The following is a 15,674-nucleotide window of genomic DNA, read 5'->3' as shown; positions in this document are numbered from 1 at the left end:
CAGGTAAGCGAACAGCAAAGCAGACGAAGGTAAACACTATGGCTATTAACAATATCAACAACTTGGCAAATAATCGGTTGCAAAACACCGGTAATAGCCAGGGTGCCAACACCAAACAAGCGACCTCGTCTCCCGACAACCGTGCGGCGACTGTCAAGACAGACTCCGTCTCCTTGACCAATGAGGCGCAGCAATTGCAACAGATGCAGAAAAATCTCAACTCAGCCTCCACCGGCAATGAAAGCCGGGTCGAGAGTCTGAAGAAAGCCGTGGCCAATGGTGAATACCAGGTCAACAGCGAGGCGGTAGCCAAAAAGATGTTCAGCTTTGAATCCACTCTGGACAAGCTGCTCGGATGATGGACTTACCTTCGCTGCTGCACACCCAAGACGAATACCTCTCCCGGATGCAAGGTTTGCTGGAGGAGGAATTCAACCTGCTCAAGCAGCACCAGGCACTGGCGCTGCCTGAGCTGGCAGAGCGCAAGCAGAAACTGCTTGCCGATATTGAAGTGCTGGACCAGACCCTGGCCCGGCTGCCCGAACTGCAACAGCAGCTGTCTGCCTTTCCAGAGCAGATGAATGCCCTGCGTGAAAAACTCGATGCCTGTCAGGAACAAAACGATGTGAATGGTCGCCTGCTCGAGCTCAGCATCGTCTCCAACCGCCGCCTGGCAAGCTTTTTGAGCCAGTTGCGGGATCGCAACTCCCTGACTTATGACGCCAAGGGCAACACCCGCTCCGGCACACGCTCATTCGGCATCAAGGCCTGATCCCTTTCCGCTTCCCCTCGCGCAAGCTCTGCCCGTCGCCAACCTATAACACCAGCCTCAACAGTTCTTCGCTGTCCGCACAGGCATGGATGCTCAACACGCCCGTCTCATACCGGCCATAGGTTGCCGCCAGCTCTCCCCGTGGAAAACAGATAGACCCCGGATTCATCAGCACCAGCTCCCCTTCTCGCTGCAGCACGGGTAGATGGGTGTGGCCGCTGATAAACAGGCTGCCGGGGGGCAGCGGTACCGCATCCGGGCGATAGAGATGACCATGACTGACAAACCAGCGCCGTCCATCCACCAGCAACTGGTTATAAGGTGCTGTCATGGGGAAGTTCAGCAACATCTGATCCACTTCCGAATCGCAGTTGCCACGCACCGCCATGATGTGCGGCGCCAGCTGATTGAGCCGCTCGGCCACGGCGGCGGGGGCATAACCCGGCGGCACCGGATTGCGAGGGCCATGGTTGAGCAGATCGCCGAGCAGCAGATAGTGATCGGGCTGCCAGGGAGCAAGCTGGGCCAGCACCTGTTCCAGTGCGCTCAGGCTGCCGTGCAGGTCTGAAATGATGGCAATCTTCATCGCGAACGCCCTTACTGCTTGCTGAAATAGAGATCCTTGGTGGCGATAGCCCCCTTGAGGTTCTGGCTTGGCAACCCGTGCAGTGTGGGGTCCACCAGCCGCATCTGATTGTAGTGATACACGGGAATGGCGGGCATTTCGTCCATCAGCAGCTGCTCGGCCTGGCGATAGAGTCCGGTCCGGGTACTACCATCCAGGGTGTCCGATGCCTGCTGCAGCAAGCCATCAAAGGCCGGATTGCAATAGCCGCTCTCGTTCTGGGGGTCCTGACAGCGGAAGCTGTTGAGCATGGATGAGGGCTCCACATAATCTCCAAACAGGAAGGAGCGGACCAGCATGAAATCACCACTGTCTTTGGCCACCTGATAGGCGCTCCACTCCATGTTGTTGAGCGACACCTCCACCCCCAGCGGTTTCCACATGGCGGCCACCGCCAGCGCCAGCTTCTTGTGGCTCTCAGACGTGTTGTAGGTCAACGTCAGCTTGAAGGGACGGGCACTGTTGTAACCTGCCTGCGCCATCAAGGCGGCAGCCTTGGCCAGCCGTGTCGGCTGATCCTGCAGAGCAAGCGGTGAACCAAGTACCTCATAGCCTGGCATGCCAGGCAGCAGAGACCAGGCAGGCCGCTCCCCCTGACCGCTGACCTGCTCGGTCAGCACGTGACGGTTTATGGTCATGGCCAGTGCCTGGCGCACCCGTACATCCTGCAGCTCGGGACGGCGCAGATTGAAGGTATAGAGATAGGTGCCAAGCAGCGGCAGACCCCAGATCCGCTCTGGCGTCGTCTGTTTGGTCTTCTGGTAATACTCCAGTGCCACCTTGTTGGTGAGCTGGATCTCCCCTGCCTCATAGCGCAGCCGTTCAGCATGCTGGGAGGAGAGCGGCAGATAGGTCACCCGCTTGATCCGGGTGTGCAAGTCATCCCAATAATGGATGTTTCGCTCAGCCTCGATACGTTCATTAGGTGCCCAGTTCACCAGCTTGTAAGCCCCATTGCTGACCAATTTGCCGGGCTGGGTCCACTCTTTGCCAAACCGGGTGATCGCCTGCTCATTGACGGGAACAAAGGGGCGTTGACTGACCAGTTGCAGGAAATAGGGTACGGGTCGCTCCAGTGTCACCTTGAGGATCTGGCTGCTCTCGGCCTCCACCCCCAGCGACGTGAGCTCGAGAGCCCCGGCATAGATGGATTGAGCATTGTTGATACCGGTCGCCAGCAGCAATCCGGCGGAAGGGGACCCTTGTGCCGGATCCAGCAGCCGACGCCAGGCGTAGACGAAATCCTGGGCGGTAAGCGGCTCGCCGTTGGACCATTTGAGCTGGGGTCGCAGGAAGAAGCGCCACACCAGCCCATCTTCGCTGGTCTCCCAGCGCTGGGCCTGAGCCGGCACTGTCTTGCCCTGACCATCTTCGCTCACCAGCCCTTCAAACAAATCCACCAGTACCACTTCCCCCGGAAAACCGGAGCGGATCTGGGCAGGATCGAGGGACTCAGGCTCATCACCGTTGCCCTTGACCAGCGTCTGGCGATCCGACAGCACAGTCTCCTGGGTAACCGTGGTTGCTTGCAGCGATGGGGCCATCAGCAGGCCCAGCAGCAAGGGAGAAAGCCAGCGACGGGCTGGCCGGCGTTCCGGCTGATAAACAGCGGCGCGGTAAACCATGACATAAACCTCGTTCAATTCACTTTATTTCAAGAAGGGGAAGGCCGGCAGCGCGCCTGAATACGAATGCATGATGCTGCGCTTGTTATCCCCGAAGACGCCCCGTATTGTATCGGGCTTGCCCAAGAGATGGAGTCTTTCGGGCTATTTTTTTCCGTAGTTTTTCATGAAATGCGAGTGGCTGTCGCTGGTAACGGCCTGACACGTCTTTCGATCTGGCGACATTCTCAGGAGTTTTTATGGGGTATGAGTGGCTGGCGCTGGCAGCGGCCAGTTTGTGGGCAGTGGCGGCCCTGATTTCCGTCAAACCGGCCCGCCACCTGGGGGCATTTGCCTACAGTCGCTGGCGCATGTTTCTGGTCAGCCTGATGCTGGGCACTGCCAGCATCGCCACCGGAGGCTGGCAATCCCTTAGCGAGAGCGCCCTTCCCCTGCTGGCGCTGTCGGGCCTGATCGGTATCTTTGTCGGGGATACAGCCCTGTTTGCCTGCATGAACCGGCTGGGCCCCAGGCGCAGCGGCTTGTTGTTCTCCTGCCATGCACTCTTCTCCGCCCTGCTCGGTCTCTGGTTGTTTGGTGAGCAGCTCGGCGGTTGGCGACTGGTGGGAGCGCTGTTGGTGTTTGCCGGTGTCATGCTCGCCATCCTGTTCGGCCGGCGTGGCGGCAATCAGCACAACGAGTGGGAGCAGGTGCGTGGACACCTTGCCATCGGCATCGGTCTGGGGCTGACCGCCGCCTTCTGTCAGAGCCTGGGTGCCATCATCGCCAAGCCAGTGATGATGAGTGGCAATGTCGACGCTGTGAGCGCCTCCGGCATCCGCATGGGCAGTGCCCTGTTGGCTCACTGCACCTTGCGAGTGCTGAGAGTGCCGCTCGCCATGCCCCACAACCCCATCAACCGTCAGGTGCTGGGGTTGATTGGCATCAACGGTTTCCTGGCCATGGCCATGGGGATGACTCTGATCCTGGTCGCCCTGCGCCAGGGAGAAGTCGGCATGGTGGCGATTCTCTCATCCACCACGCCAGTCATTCTGCTACCCCTGCTGTGGTGGCATTCGGGCCAGCGCCCCTCCCTTGCGGCCTGGGCGGGCGCCCTGCTGGCGACCCTGGGTACGGCCATGGTGCTGGGGGTCAGCGGACACTGAGCAAGGCGCGCCTTGCTCAGTGTCAGGCGAGCGGCTTAAAACTGGGCGATTTCCTCTGCCGTCAGCTCGCGGTATTCGCCCGGTGCCAACGCATCATCCAGCGCCAGTGTACCGATCTGCTCCCGATGCAGCCCCACCACCTTGTTACCGATGGAGGCAAACATCCGCTTCACCTGATGATACTTGCCTTCATGGATAGTGAGTCGCGCCTCGCACTCAGCCAGAATTTCCAGCTGGGCGGGACGGGTCTTCTCGGTCTCGTTGCGCAGAAACACGCCATCGGCAAACAGCGATATGGCGTCCTGATGCACGGGATCCGCCAACCAGACATGGTAGGTCTTGGCACACTCATGGCGCGGCGAGGTGATGCGGTGGGACCATTTGCCATCATCGGTGACCAGCACCAGACCCGTGGTATCGAGATCGAGTCGACCAACCACGTGCAGCTTGCCCATGGCAGGTTCATCCATCAGGAAGAAAACGGTCGGGTGATCAGGATCCTCGTTGGAGCAGACGTAACCTTCCGGTTTGTGCAGCATGAAGTAGCGATTGCGCTGATCCAGCGTCAGCATGACACCGTCAAATTCAACCTGGCTCTGCTCGTTGATGTGAAAAGCGGGTTGTTTGACCACTATGCCATCCACAGTGACCTCTCCCTGCCGGATCAGTTTGCCCGCCAGGGAACGGGTCAAATCGGAACAATCGCAAAGAAATTTATCGAGCCGCATGCACAACCTCAGAGTCCATCAATAAAGGGGCGCCATTATATAGGCCAAGGCCAACAACTCCAGCAATAAGCAGTGCTGGCGTAAACCGTACCACAATGACGAAGCATGGCGCGGATGTTAGACTGCCTGCTGAGGGCCTAACCTTACGCATAATAATAAAGTCAGGAAGCCGTATGAAGTCACACACTCCTCATCCAGTCATTCCCGTCAACCAGCTACAAGCAGGCATGTATGTGATCGCCATCACCAGCCAGACCGGTGGCATGGAGATCGCCCAGATGGGGCTGGTGACGACTCGTCAGCAAATTGATGGCCTGATCCGGCGCGGTGTGCTCACGGTGCGCGTCGATCTCGCCCGCAGCAAATTGGCTGGCATAGAGCAGATCATCTTCCCCGACCCGGCAGCCTCTTCAATTGCATCACAACGCCCGACAGGCAGCGCGAACGGCGAGGGGCGTGAGCTCAAGATCCGCCGCCTGTATCAGGAGGCCCGTGAGCTGCAAGGCAAATTCATTCGCCAGCTAAAGGCGGGTGAGCCCATCGACATTACCCCCTTGGCAACCGTGGCCGAAGAGATGGTGGACACCATGTTCACCCACGGCGATGCCATGCTCTGTCTGGCCCGCATTCGTGCCAAGGATGCCTACCTGATGGAGCACTCCATGAACGTGGCCATATTGCTGGCCAACTTCGGCCGTTATCTGGCGCTGGAGCGCAGCGTGCTCAAGGAGCTGACCCTGGGGGGGCTGCTGCATGATGTGGGCAAGATCATGACCCCGGATGAGGTGCTCAACAAACCGGGCAAGCTGACCGATGAAGAGTTCACCGTGATGCGCCAGCACGTGGTACATAGCCATGACATTCTGAGCAGCACCCCGGGCATCACAGCCACCATGCTGGAAGTCGCCGCCAATCACCATGAGCGGCTCGATGGCACCGGCTATCCCCGCCACCTCAAGGGTGACCAGCTGTCTCTCTACACCCGCATGAGCGGCATCGTCGATGTCTACGACGCAGTGACGGCAGATCGGGTCTACAAGCAGGGGATGCAGCCGACCCAGGCATTCCGGATCCTGCTCAAGGGGGCAGACCACCATTTTGATCGACTGCTGGTGACCAAGTTCATCAAATGCATGGGGGTCTATCCGGTGGGTACCCTGGTACAACTTTCCAACCAGCGACTGGCCATCGTCATGCAGCGCAATCCGCAAGAGCCGCTCAAGCCAGTGGTGAAGGTGATCTATCACGCGACCCAGCGCCACTACCTCGAGGTGCAGTGGCTGGATCTGGCGAAGTCCGGGGTACAGGAGAGCATAGAAAGCACGGTCGATCCCAAAGAGTTTGGCATCAGCCTCGCCAACTTCGTCTAGTTGGCGCCCCCTTCCCGTTCGACACAGTGCTGAATCAAAAACTCTTCATCCAGCGGTGACAGATCAAAACGGATGCTGGCCTCTTCAATGGCACGGATATCGTGTTGATGATGCTCGCTGAGCCAGCGCACGGCGCGGCGCAGATCTTCGCCATGGGGCAGCAGAGTGTGGTCGCTCATAGGGGATACCTCCGTTAAGCCATTGGCACCAGCCGCACTATCGGGCTGTCTTTGTATAGCGTAGACCGTCCGCCGCCCCTTCTCGATCTCCCCCTCCATCTGGCCGCAGACAAAAAACCGAGGTCAAGGCAGGCAAACGCCCTATCCACCACAGATGCCTTGACCACTGCCCGGCCGCCTCTTGGCCACAAGAGTAGCCGGCAACCAGCAAGTGATCCGTCCTTTGGTGCAAGCCGGTCTGGCGACTTGACGCCAGCCACCCTGTCAAGGGTATGCTCGTCCTCTTGCCGACCCGTCCCGCTGGCAGCGGGATCGCCGCACCTCTTTTAAAAGGCAGTCATACAAGGAAGCTGAATGCAAACCAAGGACAAGTGTCTGGCCGCCCTGGTCATCCTCTGCTGGGGGCTGAATTTCGTGGCGATCAAGTGGGGGCTGGAGGGGATACCGCCGCTGTTGCTGGGAGCGCTGCGCTTCGTCGGCGTGGTCTTCCCCGCCATCTTGCTGGTGCCCAGGCCCACCATGCCCTGGCGCTGGCTGCTGGCCTATGGTGGCGCCATCAGCCTGGGACAGTTTGCCTTCCTGTTCAGTGCCATGAAGTTCGGCATGCCGGCGGGCATGGCCTCGCTGGTACTGCAATCCCAGGTGGTGTTCACCCTGCTGTTCGCCATGCTCTGGCTGGGGGAGCGCTGGCAGCCCCATCACTGGGTAGCGTTGCCACTGGCGGGCGCAGGACTCTATCTCATTGCCACCCATGGCGAGGGTAACCTGACCCTGCTCGGCTTCGTGCTGACGCTCTGCGCAGCCGCCTGCTGGGGCCTTGGCAACGTCATCAATCGCCAGATTGGCCTGCGCTATCAAACTTCCCTGCCCAGCCTCATCGCCTGGGGCGGCCTGGTGCCCATACTGCCTTTCTTCGCCCTGTCCTGGTTGTTCGAAGGGCCGGAGAGCATTGCCGCCAGCCTGCTCAACTTCAGCTGGCAGGGGCTCTTGTGCGTGCTCTATCTCTCCTTTGTCGCCACCTGGCTCGGTTACGGCCTGTGGGGCCGCCTGCTGATGCGTTATCCGGTGGCCCAGGTGGCACCGCTCTCCCTGCTGGTGCCCTGCGTCGGCATGGTGGCGGCTGCCGTCCTGCTCGATGAGCACCCCACTCCGTTGCAGTGGCTGGGCTCTGGTCTGGTGCTGCTCGGCTTCGTGGTCCATCTGCTGGGTGGCCGGCTGCGCTGGTTCAAGCCACAGACGGCGCCTTGATGACCAAGGCGTTATTTGCCCATCGCCATTGACCCAACTGGCAAAAATTTCCATCATGAGCCAGTCCCTATCGGGACTGACGTCACCAGACCGTGCCTGCAGGATGCAGACCATCAGGAGAGAGCAAGGATATGCCATCGACAGCCTCAGCCGGGGTGAGCCCCGTCCCGCCCCTTATTCGCACCACTGCTTACACCGCCGCCATCACCCTAACCCTGTGCTGGAGTCAGTTTGGCTGGGGCGCCGGCCTGCCTGCGGATCTCAAGTGGGAGCACAACAATGCTGATCCTGTCTACGCCGACCAGGCCGCCAAACGGGGCGGCACCTTTCGCGGATTTGTCACCAGCTTTCCGTTGACCCTGCGCAAATTCGGGCCCGATTCCAACGGCAGCTTTGCCAGCTATGTCAGGGAAAGCAACCTGCCGCTGTTGAGCACACATCCCGTCACAGGCAACCCCATGCCCATGCTGGCAAACTCGTGGGCCTTTGGCGCCGATCACAAGACCCTCTATTTTCGCATCAACCCCAAGGCTCGCTGGTCCGATGGCCAGCCCGTCACCGCCGATGACTGGGTGTTTACCCTCAAGATGATGCGCAGCAAGGAAATAAACGACCCCTGGTACAACAACTACTACAGCACCCAGATCGCAGACGTGACACGCTTCGATGACCACACCCTCTCCATCACCAGCGGCAGCGAAAAGAGTCGGGAAGATCTGCTGGAATCCCTGCCATTCACCCCGGAGCCAAGCCACGCCATCAAGCTCACGGCCAACTGGGTCAAGGAGTACAACTGGAAAATACTGCCAGTCACGGGCCCCTATCAGCTCGGTGAGGTAAAAAAGGGCAAGTCGGTTAGCTTCAAGCGGATCAAAGATTGGTGGGGAGACGAGGAGCGCTACTTTCAGCACCGCTTCAACCCGGACAGGATTGAGATCAAGGTGTTGCGGGATCAGAACATCGCCTGGCAACACTTCTTGCGCGGCGATCTGGATACCTTCCCGCTGGTCATGCCCAACTGGTGGCACGACAAGACCAAAACCGCAGAATTCGAGAAGGGTTATATCGAGCGGCTCTGGTTCTACAACCAGACTCCCCAATCCCCCATGGGACTCTATCTCAATACAGCAGACCCGCTGCTCAGCGAGCTCAATGTGCGGCTGGGCATCCAGCATTCCCTCAACCTAGACAAGATGCTCGTCACCTTGCTGCGAGGGGATTACCAGCGACTCAACAGCTACGGGTCGGGCCAAGGGGATTTTACCAACACAGAGATAAAGGCACGCCCGTTTGATCCCAAACTTGCGCGCAGCTATTTCGCCAAGGCTGGTTTCAACAAGGTGGGGCCACAGGGCATTTTGCAAAACAACAAGGGGCAACCACTGACCCTGACCATCACCTACACCACGGCGGAACATGCCCAGCGGCTCACTTTGCTGCGGGAGGAGGCCAAGAAGGCGGGGCTCAATCTCGAGCTCAACCTGATGGATGCCTCTTCGGGTTTCAAGTCCATGCTGGAGAAAAAACACCAGAGTGCCTGGATGGCATGGAGCGGCGGTCGCTATCCCGCTTATTGGGAGTTTTTCCACAAGGTCAATGCCAACAAGCCCCAGACCAACAACATCATGAACATAGATGATGACGCCATCACTGCCTTGGTGGAGCAGTACGACAAGGAGTTCGACTTCACCAAAAAAGCGACGCTGTCGCGGCAGATCCAGCAGCGACTGTATGAACTGGCCAGCTTTGTCCCTGCCTATCAGGTGCCCTATACCCGGGAAGGGGCCTGGCGCTGGATAAAATTACCCAAGCTGCCCGCCACACCCAAAAGTGATCTGCTTTACTGGCCACTCGATGGCGGAAGTAGCGGCTACAGCTACGGCGGTCTGCTCTGGATCGACGACCAGCTAAAAACCGAGACAAAAGCCGCCATCAAAAACGGCAAGACCTTTCCTGCCGTCATGAAGATAGACACCACTTATCGGCAGCCTTGAGACCAAAGTACATATCAAACAAAAGACCCCGCACCAGAGGTGACGGGGTCTTTTTTGTTTGCAACCGTGGTTGCAGCCTTGACGCTAGGGGCGATTAAGCGCGCTTGGCCTGCTTCTCGGCAATGGCATCAGCCACGTCAGCCGGCGACAGCACTATGCCTTCCTGATCCGGAGTCGGGAACACGGCGACGCACAGCTCGTCCTGCTCCATACCGTCAACCCAGCGCTCCAGCCACACCTTGAGGGTGATGGACTGCGGCTTGCATTCGGCCCATTCACCCTCGGCCCACGCCTGGGCGTACTCAGGGTGTGGCCATACCGGGATGCAATCTTCATCGTCTGTGGTCAGCATCATGACGCCGTGCTCGTCGGTCAGGACAAACAGCTCTTCGTACTCGACCAGCTTGCTGATGAAGTGCTCGTAACGGTAGTCGGCATTCAGTTGCAGCGCAGCATTGCGCTCGGTTTCGCTCAGTTCATAGCTCATTGGCCAAGTCTCTCTTTCAATAAAGGGCGCCATGTTCACATCTTGCTGACAGCTTGTCCAGTATGAGAGATCGGTCACCTATTATTCGGCAATATCAGCCCAGTTCAGGCGTCACCAGGGAGATCTCCGTCGTCTCGCAACAACGCTGGCGCAGCCAGTAGGCGGACTCCACCTCGACGAAGCAGAGCTGATCCCGTCCCGCCTGTACGCCCTGCATGATCTGCTCGAATCGTAGCAGCTGTTGTTGCTCCCAGGCGTTGGCCAGTTTGGATCCATGGGCTTCGTCCACCACCTCGCGGCGCAGCTCGAACAGGTTGTCGGTGATCGGGCTGTTTATTTTGGCCGGGCTGTGCCAATACATCAACAGATTGTCCATCATCTCGCTGTCGTAGTTGGCAAGGGCATCCAGCTCGGGCGTCGCTCCGACATCGCTGGCAGCAAAGTCACACCAGCCAGCCGTCAGCGGCGCCAGGGTTTGCGCAGCCGCACCCTTGCCATGCTGACGCAATACGGCCACATCCCCCCCCTTTATAGCTGGCAGCCAGACATCGCCCTGATGCTTGTCGAGCAGAGGTAGCAGCAGAGAGGTGGGATAGACAGGGAAACGGGGACCGAGAGTGTGAAGCAGTGATACTAGCGTGATCTTTACCATGAGGGGCGCCTTGAACTGGAAGGCCGATATACAGTGCTCGGCCAGAAAGACAAAGGAGAGCCTTATCCTATCATGTTTGAACGCTGGCGAGAGGACTCACATTTTCACAGCAACTCGGAGAGCAGCGCCCAAAAAAACAGCGTTCAAGCACTCCTCGCACGGATAAAGCCCAATAGTTTGAACCAGCGCCCACTAAAGTGGATCCGAGAATGCTAGTTTGCATACATCTTTAGCGTAAGGAGTGCATTCATGATTGGGATCGACCAGATTTCTAACGACTTTGTAAACGACTTGAAAATACTGGCATGCTTTGATCCGGCCAACATGAGCCTGGGGATCAAGTTGCGCAGTGACATGTCCGACGAGCTGTGTCGGGCGGCTGTACGTCTGCATCAGCAAGGGCTCATCAGCGCAGAGGATGGCGGCTACCTGACTCCTTTTGGCATGACAATGGTTGAGCATCTGCAACATCTGATAGTCGCACTCAAACCGCTTTGATCGCCTGCGGGGCCCAGAGCGAAAAGTTGATCAACTCCCAGCGCAAGCCCTGGCGCAACAAACAGGCAAACAGCAAAGGACCTTCGGGTCCTTTTACCTTGCCATCGACCATCCACTCCCCTTCCCGCTTTGGCAAAGGCTGAGCCTTGATCTCATCAGGCTGACTATCATTCCCAAGACGTACCTGAACAAACTGCTGACATACGGCTTTCGCTTCTGTGGCGGATGTACTCTGTGTCTGAAGATCGGCAATAGTTAGCAGGCTGGCAGCAAGAAGAAGTGATGGGGTCATGGTGAAATTCAAGGTCAACTATGATGCTGAAAACAGTGAAGATGGCCCATAAACAAAAAGCCGTGGAACCAGAGGTACCACGGCTTTCTTAAATTCTGTAAGAATTACAGAGCAGTTACGTTCTCAGCCTGCGGGCCTTTCTGACCTTGGGTCACAGAAAACTGTACGCGCTGACCTTCAGCCAAGGTACGGAAACCGTTACCGCTGATAGCGCTGAAGTGAACGAAAACGTCCGGGCCGTTTTCTTGCTGGATGAAGCCAAAACCTTTGGTTTCGTTGAAAAACTTAACGGTACCGGTGATCATGTTAGACATATCTTTAACCTGTATTCTAAATAATTACTTATGCTTTTCAGCGGATAAAGCTCAAAAACGGGATTAACTTATGAACAACAGGAAAAGATGTAAAACATCATATTCATTGACATAACTTTGGCCCTTTCAAGCTGATTTAGATTATACGTGGCTTTGGGGATTACGCAAACAAATTTGTGCCCCGCCAATGGCAGGGCACAGCCGTTTATAAGGCGGGCGATTCCAGTGCCTGAACCAGTACCTTGAGGAAGCGAGCAGCCTCGCCACCGGTGCAGGCCCTGTGATCAAAGGTCATCGACAGAGGCAGCACTCTGACCGGGCGAGCCTCCCCGTGGATGAACACCACCTTCTCGAACAACTTGCCCGCACCTATGATGGCCACCTGCGGTGGTGTCACGATCGGACTGGCATAGCGACCCGCGATGGCACCGAAGTTGGTGAGGGTAATAGTCGCCCCCTGCAGCATCTCGCGCGGCACAGCGCGCGCCTTCACATCGGCGATCATCCGATCCAGCCCCTGCCGGATGTCGGCTCCCTCCCGCTCGGCTACGTTCTCCATCACGGGTACATAGAGCCCATGTCTGGAGTCGACAGCAATGGCCACGTTGACCTCGTTGAACAGCCGCCTTGAGAGCGTATCTCCGTCAAACCAGGCGTTCATGGAAGGTTCGGCCCGGCAAGCGACACCGATGGCCTTGATGAGCCGCACTGTCACATCTTCGTCTGGGCGCCAGTGACGCAGATCCACTTCGTCGGTGATGCTGACCGGCACCACTGTCTGATGGGAAAGCTCCATCGCCTTGGCCATGGCCCGGCGCGAGCCCTTGAGGAACTCGTTGCCGCTGCTTTGCTGCACCTCGAATGCCGCCTGCACGTCCTGCTCGGTCACCATACAGGCACCGCCACTGCACTTGATCCGATCGATATCCAGACCCAGTTTCTGTGCCAGCAGCCGCACCGCAGGCATAGCCTGTATCAGGTTGCCACCGGGGGCTATGGCCCCCACAACGAAGTGATCCTCGATATGCTGTTGGTGGGCGCTGACCTTGCCCACCACAGTGCCGTCATCTTCACCCCCTTCAAATTCCACCAGTGGCGCGCCAATGTGAAGTATGTCTCCCTCCTGACCACAGAGCCTGGCAATCACCCCCGCCACCGGCGAGGGCACATCCACCAGCGCCTTGGCGGTTTCTACCGACAACAGCACCTGATCGACACTCACTGTATCGCCAGCACTCACCTTCCATTCGACGATCTCGGCCTCGGCCAACCCTTCGCCCAGGTCCGGTAATTTGAAAAATTTCATGACCAGTTCTCCATCTGCGGGGCAATCACCAAACGTTGGAAGATTCCATGGCTATTTTTTGCTCGGCTGCTGAAGCGCCAAAATTTGAAAAATGTCATAGCCATTTGTTCTCCATCAGCTGGTAAGCCGCATCCGCGATATCCTGCTCTGTGATGAGGTAATACTCTTCGTTGCGATAATAGGGTACGGCGGCATCCACCCCGGTGAGACGCTTGGGCGGCGCCTTGAGGGAAGCCAACGCCTCCTCGGTCACCCGCGCCACTATCTCGGCCCCCACCCCGAAGCTGCCGCACGCTTCGTGCACCACCAGCAGACGGCCTGTCTTGCGCACCGACGCCAGAATGCTCTCCATGTCCAGCGGCTTGATGGTCGCCAAATCCAGCACTTCGCACTGGATATCCTGCTCCGCCAAGAGGCTCGCCGCCCGCATCACCTCCTGAATACAGGCCCCCCAGGCAACCATGGTGATATCCCGCCCCGGCCGCAGGGTGAAGCAGACATCCAGCGGCAGGCCGACACCGTCATCCACCACGTCCGACTTCATGGAGCGATAGATACGATCAGGCTCGAAGAACATGACGGGATCCGGGTCACGAATGGCCGATAGCAGCAAGCCATAAGCACGCCTCGGGCTGGAGGGAATGACCACCCGCAGGCCCGGAATATGGGCAAACAGGGCTTCAACGCTCTCGCTGTGGTGCTCCGGCGAGTGAATGCCGGCGCCGTAGGGAGAGCGATAGACGATGGGGCAGGAGAGACGGCCACGGGTGCGGTTACGCATCCGCGCGGCCTGGCAGATGATCTGCTCCATGCCGGGGAAGATGAAGCCCTGAAACTGGAACTCGGCCACCGGCTTGAGTCCCTGGGTTGCCATCCCCACCGCCACCCCGGCGATCAGCCCCTCGGCCAGCGGTGTATCTATCACCCGTTTGAAGCCAAACTTGTCGCGAAGGCCAACAGTGGCCCGAAACACCCCGCCGTTGACCCCGACATCCTCCCCCAGAACAACCACATCAGGGTCGTGTTCCATCTCATGGTGCAGTGCCAGATTGATGGCTTCGAGCAGTGTCATTTCACTCATGCGTCCTCCCCCACTCGGCGTCATCAGCCACCGCATTTCCGTGGCATGTCATGTCGTCACACCAGGCCGGCTTGATGGCATCCTGCAGTCTCATCTCATCGATCATGAGCGTTCCTCCCCGGCGTGACGCTGCATGCCCTTGGCGATGATGCGCTGGCGCTGCCCGCGATAATCCTTGGGCAACTCGGCAAACTGATAGTCGAGCAGGGTTTCCGGAGCCTGCGGGGCCGTGCTTTCATAGGCAGCCACGGCGCGATCGACCTCCCGGCTCGCCTCGGCCAGCAGCGCCTGCTCCTGATGCTCGTCCCACCAACCCTGTTCAAACATGAATTGTCGCAACCGCTTGACCGGCTCCTTGGCCCAGGCGGCTTCCACCTCGGCAGCATCCCGATAGCGGGTCGCATCGTCGGCCGTGGTGTGATCCCCCAGCCGATAGCTGATCGCCTCTATGAGAGTCGGCCCCTTGCCACTGCGAGCACGCTCGACGGCGATGCGGGTGGCATCATAAACAGCGACAACGTCGTTGCCGTCAACCTGGATGCTGCGTACCCCTGCGCCAACTCCTTTCTGGGCCAGGGTGGGTGCGCTCGACTGCAACTTGCGCGGCACAGAAATGGCCCACTGGTTGTTGTTGATGATCATCACCATGGGCAGATTCCAGACACCGGCGCAGTTGAGCCCCTCCAGAAAGTCCCCCTTGGAGGTACCGCCGTCACCTATGGTGACCACGGCGACACGAGGCTGGTTCCGCAACTTGAAGGCCGCCGCTATACCGGCGGCATGGGTGATCTGGGTGGCGATGGGCACGCAGATGGGCAAGTCCTCCGAAAGCTCTCCGTCGGCCTTGTAAAAAATACTACCCCGTTCGTCCCCGCCCCAATACTGCAGGTTTTTCTCCATGGGCACGCCCCGCACATAAAGGGTGGGCATGTCCCGGTAGTAGGGCACATAGACATCCTGCTCCTGCATGGCGAGACCGACGCCTATCCCGACCGCCTCGGCTCCCAGATGGGAGGGAAAGGTGCCGAGCTTGCCGGTTCGTTGCAGCGCGATTGCTTTCTTGTCATAGCTGCGCACCATCACCATGTTGCGGTAGAAAGTGTGCAGTATCGCCTTGTCCAGCCAGGTCGGTAGTGTTGCGACCGGGCGCCCTTCCTCATCGAGGTAACGAAGGAAAGGGATGTCGACATGGGTCATAACTGGCTCCTTGCCGTTGTCAACGTCACCACCATGAGGTGACTCTTAGAATGTAAATAATATGTTAACCAAAGAGCAATGTGATTTAACCAGGTAAGACCAGTAGAAACTTCTTTAATTTCAGAAAGACACTGAACTTTTCGGCTGAGCAGAGACGAAAA

At 58.3% G+C, this 15,674-nt stretch carries 18 protein-coding genes; 7 read left to right on the top strand and 11 right to left on the bottom strand.

The window, feature by feature from the left end:
- Nucleotides 1-38 precede the first annotated feature (38 nt).
- Together flgM and OKC28_RS13440 are read left to right on the top strand one after the other, a co-directional pair.
- Entirely contained in the window at nucleotides 39-359 is a 321-nt protein-coding gene (gene flgM, locus OKC28_RS13445; RefSeq protein WP_005320221.1) for a flagellar biosynthesis anti-sigma factor FlgM, read from the top strand.
- Nucleotides 356-772: a flagella synthesis protein FlgN gene (locus tag OKC28_RS13440; RefSeq protein ID WP_059112635.1), complete on the top strand. Its 417-nt coding sequence runs from the start codon at nucleotides 356-358 to the stop codon at nucleotides 770-772. The genes flgM and OKC28_RS13440 overlap by 4 nt, the downstream gene beginning before the upstream one ends.
- A 43-nt stretch (nucleotides 773-815) precedes the next feature.
- On the opposite strand, the gene yfcE is transcribed toward OKC28_RS13440, so the two are convergent.
- Both yfcE and OKC28_RS13430 read right to left on the bottom strand, forming a co-directional pair.
- Nucleotides 816-1,358, bottom strand: coding sequence for a phosphodiesterase (gene yfcE, locus OKC28_RS13435; protein WP_021139252.1), 543 nt, complete (start codon nucleotides 1,356-1,358; stop codon nucleotides 816-818).
- Between the two features lie 11 nt (nucleotides 1,359-1,369).
- Complete coding sequence (locus OKC28_RS13430; RefSeq protein ID WP_270689697.1) at nucleotides 1,370-3,022, bottom strand: peptide ABC transporter substrate-binding protein; 1,653 nt, start codon at nucleotides 3,020-3,022, stop codon at nucleotides 1,370-1,372.
- A 239-nt stretch (nucleotides 3,023-3,261) separates the two neighbouring features.
- Between OKC28_RS13430 and OKC28_RS13425 the strand changes: the two genes are divergently transcribed.
- Nucleotides 3,262-4,167 (top strand): DMT family transporter, encoded by a 906-nt coding sequence (locus OKC28_RS13425; protein ID WP_058394209.1) that lies wholly within the window; start codon nucleotides 3,262-3,264, stop codon nucleotides 4,165-4,167.
- 35 nt (nucleotides 4,168-4,202) lie between these two features.
- On the opposite strand, the gene rsuA is transcribed toward OKC28_RS13425, so the two are convergent.
- Nucleotides 4,203-4,895 (bottom strand): 16S rRNA pseudouridine(516) synthase RsuA, encoded by a 693-nt coding sequence (gene rsuA / locus OKC28_RS13420; protein WP_270689694.1) that lies wholly within the window; start codon nucleotides 4,893-4,895, stop codon nucleotides 4,203-4,205.
- Between the two features lie 173 nt (nucleotides 4,896-5,068).
- On the opposite strand from rsuA, the gene OKC28_RS13415 reads away from it, so the two are divergent.
- Nucleotides 5,069-6,265: an HD-GYP domain-containing protein gene (locus tag OKC28_RS13415; protein WP_270689692.1), complete on the top strand. Its 1,197-nt coding sequence runs from the start codon at nucleotides 5,069-5,071 to the stop codon at nucleotides 6,263-6,265.
- Here the strand turns inward: OKC28_RS13415 and OKC28_RS13410 are convergent.
- Nucleotides 6,262-6,444 carry a hypothetical protein gene (locus OKC28_RS13410; RefSeq protein WP_005320234.1) on the bottom strand — a complete coding sequence of 61 codons (183 nt, stop codon included), beginning with the start codon at nucleotides 6,442-6,444 and terminating at the stop codon, nucleotides 6,262-6,264. The two genes, OKC28_RS13415 and OKC28_RS13410, sit on opposite strands and share 4 nt — an antisense overlap.
- 354 nt (nucleotides 6,445-6,798) lie before the next feature.
- Here OKC28_RS13410 and OKC28_RS13405 point away from each other — a divergent pair, with 354 nt between their 5' ends.
- Together OKC28_RS13405 and OKC28_RS13400 are read left to right on the top strand one after the other, a co-directional pair.
- Nucleotides 6,799-7,692 (top strand): EamA family transporter, encoded by an 894-nt coding sequence (locus OKC28_RS13405; RefSeq protein WP_270689689.1) that lies wholly within the window; start codon nucleotides 6,799-6,801, stop codon nucleotides 7,690-7,692.
- Between the two features lie 131 nt (nucleotides 7,693-7,823).
- Complete coding sequence (locus OKC28_RS13400) at nucleotides 7,824-9,686, top strand: extracellular solute-binding protein (RefSeq protein ID WP_270689687.1); 1,863 nt, start codon at nucleotides 7,824-7,826, stop codon at nucleotides 9,684-9,686.
- A gap of 94 nt (nucleotides 9,687-9,780) precedes the next feature.
- Here OKC28_RS13400 and OKC28_RS13395 read toward each other — a convergent pair whose 3' ends face one another.
- Together OKC28_RS13395 and OKC28_RS13390 are read right to left on the bottom strand one after the other, a co-directional pair.
- Nucleotides 9,781-10,173 carry a DUF2750 domain-containing protein gene (locus OKC28_RS13395; RefSeq protein WP_005320236.1) on the bottom strand — a complete coding sequence of 131 codons (393 nt, stop codon included), beginning with the start codon at nucleotides 10,171-10,173 and terminating at the stop codon, nucleotides 9,781-9,783.
- Between the two features lie 94 nt (nucleotides 10,174-10,267).
- A complete protein-coding gene (locus OKC28_RS13390) occupies nucleotides 10,268-10,825 on the bottom strand; it encodes a hypothetical protein (protein WP_270689685.1) in 558 nt (185 codons plus the stop codon).
- A gap of 249 nt (nucleotides 10,826-11,074) precedes the next feature.
- Here OKC28_RS13390 and OKC28_RS13385 point away from each other — a divergent pair, with 249 nt between their 5' ends.
- Nucleotides 11,075-11,323, top strand: coding sequence for a TIGR02647 family protein (locus OKC28_RS13385; RefSeq protein WP_270689683.1), 249 nt, complete (start codon nucleotides 11,075-11,077; stop codon nucleotides 11,321-11,323).
- On the opposite strand, the gene OKC28_RS13380 is transcribed toward OKC28_RS13385, so the two are convergent.
- From OKC28_RS13380 to pdhA, 5 genes are all read right to left on the bottom strand, one after another.
- Nucleotides 11,310-11,615, bottom strand: a complete 306-nt coding sequence (locus OKC28_RS13380; RefSeq protein ID WP_011898543.1) for a hypothetical protein — start codon at nucleotides 11,613-11,615, stop codon at nucleotides 11,310-11,312. The genes OKC28_RS13385 and OKC28_RS13380 overlap by 14 nt on opposite strands.
- Before the next feature lie 104 nt (nucleotides 11,616-11,719).
- Nucleotides 11,720-11,929, bottom strand: a complete 210-nt coding sequence (locus tag OKC28_RS13375; RefSeq protein ID WP_005331438.1) for a cold-shock protein — start codon at nucleotides 11,927-11,929, stop codon at nucleotides 11,720-11,722.
- 205 nt (nucleotides 11,930-12,134) lie between these two features.
- Entirely contained in the window at nucleotides 12,135-13,235 is a 1,101-nt protein-coding gene (locus tag OKC28_RS13370; RefSeq protein ID WP_270689680.1) for a dihydrolipoamide acetyltransferase family protein, read from the bottom strand.
- 94 nt (nucleotides 13,236-13,329) lie between these two features.
- On the bottom strand, nucleotides 13,330-14,316 hold the full coding sequence (locus OKC28_RS13365; protein WP_087755334.1) for an alpha-ketoacid dehydrogenase subunit beta: 987 nt from the start codon (nucleotides 14,314-14,316) through the stop codon (nucleotides 13,330-13,332).
- Between the two features lie 102 nt (nucleotides 14,317-14,418).
- Nucleotides 14,419-15,513, bottom strand: a complete 1,095-nt coding sequence (gene pdhA / locus OKC28_RS13360) for a pyruvate dehydrogenase (acetyl-transferring) E1 component subunit alpha (RefSeq protein WP_270689678.1) — start codon at nucleotides 15,511-15,513, stop codon at nucleotides 14,419-14,421.
- Nucleotides 15,514-15,674 lie beyond the last annotated feature (161 nt).

The sequence above is a fragment of the Aeromonas sp. D3 genome, assembly GCF_027705025.1.
GTDB lineage: Bacteria > Pseudomonadota > Gammaproteobacteria > Enterobacterales > Aeromonadaceae > Aeromonas > Aeromonas salmonicida.
Note: the sequence above shows the minus strand (reverse complement) of the source record. Positions and strands in the feature narration are given on the sequence as shown.